Here is a 2,251-nt window from a genome sequence, read left to right as displayed (position 1 = left end):
CGCCCGACGCCAGCGCGACCGACCCTTGTTCGTGGTCACGACGCTCTTGCCGGACTCCAGCGCGGTGCGGACATGGGAGATGCCGGGCTCTCCGTCGAGTGGATTGGTGAAGGTCGCCTCGACGACGATGTCCGCCGTCGTGTGGCGGATGACGTAGTCGTTCTGGGGCACCGCGGCGCCGCCGCGCCAGCCGGCGAACGTGTCGTCAGCCTGCATCGCGAAGACGGCGGCGAGATCGATGCCGTCGGACTGCATCACCGAGCCCAGGCGCAGATCGGTGATCGCGACGATGCGCAGCGCGAAGCCGAGCTCATCTGCCAATCGCTCGCCGCGATCATGGACGATCTGGGCGAACGCGCGGTTGACACCGCCGAATCCGATCAGTGCGATGTCATGTCGGTCCACGTCGATCTCCTTCAGGTCGGGGACGGGTGCGATCAGTCTGCGCAGCCGACGCGTCCGTGCGCGCCTGCCGGTGTGCTCCTGCCCACTGACATGTCGTCCGCGCCGCTGACACATCGCCCGTCTGCGAGAATGCGCTGTTCGATCGACCCCGAAACCTTGTGCCGGGGCCCGAGCATCAGTAATCTCCCGGAAACACATGGTGTGCATCATCATCACAACGATGTGAAAATGCAGCACTTCTCATTCCCACGACCTCGACTCGATTGAGAGACCGACATGCGCTCCACTTCCGCGCAGGACCTCCCGAACGTCCTGCCCCACACGACGGCGACGCAGGTGCCCCTGCGCCGTCTGCAGCGCTCCATGGACGCCCGCCACCTGATCATGATCGCTCTCGGCGGCGTGATCGGATCGGGGCTGTTCCTGAGCTCCGGCTACACCATCAACCAGGCCGGCCCCCTGGGAGCGATCATCGCCTACCTCGTCGGCGCGGTCGTGGTCTATCTGGTGATGGCGTGCCTCGGTGAGCTGGCGATCGCCTACCCGGTCTCGGGCGCCTTCCACATCTACGCGGCACGCTCGATCGGCCCGGCGACCGGTTTCACGACCGCATGGCTCTACTGGCTGTGCTGGGTGGTCGCGCTCGGCTCCGAGTTCACGGCCGCCGGCATCCTGATGCAGCGCTGGTTTCCCGCGGTGCCCGTCTGGCTCTGGTGCCTCATCTTCGCCGCGACCCTGTTCACCATCAACGCCATCTCGGCGCGCGTGTTCGGCGAGACCGAGTTCTGGCTTTCACTGGTGAAGGTGCTCGCGATCGTCGCCCTGATCGTGCTCGGCGGCGCCGCGATCTTCGGCTTCACCCCGCTGTCGACGGAGCACCCCGCCGCTGTCCTCTTCAGCAACTTCCAGACACCGGCCGGCCTGTTCCCGGGCGGCGTGGGTGGTGTCGTCGTGACCTCGCTCGCGGTGTTCTACGCCTTCAGCGGCTCGGAGCTCATCGGCGTCGCGGCCGGAGAGACCAAGGACCCGGCGAAGAACATCCCCCGCGCACTGCGATCGACCGTGCTGCGACTGCTCGTGCTCTTCGTCGGCTCGATCACCGTCATCGCCGCCATCCTCCCCTACGATCAGGCAGGCCTGACGAGCAGCCCCTTCGTGGATGTGTTCCAGTACGTAGGCGTGCCCTTCGCCGCCGACATCATGAACTTCGTGATCATCACGGCCCTGCTCTCGGCCGGAAACAGCGGCCTCTTCTCGTGCGCGCGGATGCTCTTCTCACTCGCGGAAGAGGGACACGCCCCGAAGGCGCTCCTGCGTCTGACGCCCCGCGGCATCCCGATCGTCGCCCTGAGCGTGAGCCTCGCTCTGGCACTGGTCTCGCTGCTGTCGAGCATCATCGCGGCAGAGACCGTCTACCTCGTGCTCGTCTCGGTGGCCGGCTTCGCCGTCGTGGCCGTATGGATGTCGATCGTCGCGTCGCTGTACTTCCACCGGCGACGTTTCGTCCGCGACGGCGGCGACATCGGCACGCTCGCCTACCGCACGCCGCTGTTCCCGGTCGTTCCCATCGTGGCATTCGCCCTGCTGCTGATCTCGATCGTCGCGATCGCGTTCGACCCGAATCAGGTCGCGGCGCTGTACTTCGGCGTCCCCTTCGTCGCCGCGTGCTACCTGTTCTTCTGGTGGCGTTACGGACGCCGCGGGGCGACCCATCGCGTCGCGGTGTCGGAAGAGGCCCCGGTCACCGCGAACGACGCCCCGCAGGCGTGAGCGCCAGCGCTGCCTTGGGTCGAGGTCGACACCGGCGCCGTCGCCCCACACTTCGGGGCGGTGCGGGACGCTCTCG

Annotated in this window: 1 protein-coding gene and 1 pseudogene; one reads left to right on the top strand and one right to left on the bottom strand. The window is 67.1% G+C overall.

The window, feature by feature from the left end:
* Positions 1 to 405 (bottom strand): annotated as a pseudogene (locus I5I_RS04710) (homoserine dehydrogenase); the annotation flags it as partial.
* Between the two features lie 276 nt (positions 406 to 681).
* Here I5I_RS04710 and I5I_RS04705 point away from each other — a divergent pair.
* The gene (locus I5I_RS04705) at positions 682 to 2,175 is read left to right on the top strand and encodes an amino acid permease (protein ID WP_036317031.1); all 1,494 of its coding nucleotides are present in this window, start codon (positions 682 to 684) and stop codon (positions 2,173 to 2,175) included.
* Positions 2,176 to 2,251 lie beyond the last annotated feature (76 nt).

This window comes from Microbacterium sp. B24, from assembly GCF_000333415.1.
In the GTDB taxonomy this organism is placed as follows: Bacteria; Actinomycetota; Actinomycetes; order Actinomycetales; family Microbacteriaceae; genus Microbacterium.
The sequence above is the reverse complement of the archived record's forward strand: the minus strand, read 5'-3'. Positions and strand labels throughout refer to the sequence as shown.

Coding starts and splice junctions, on each gene's coding strand:
- I5I_RS04705 (WP_036317031.1), top strand. CDS start 682: ATGCGCTCCACTTCCGCGCAGGACCTCCCGAACGTCCTGCCCCACACG.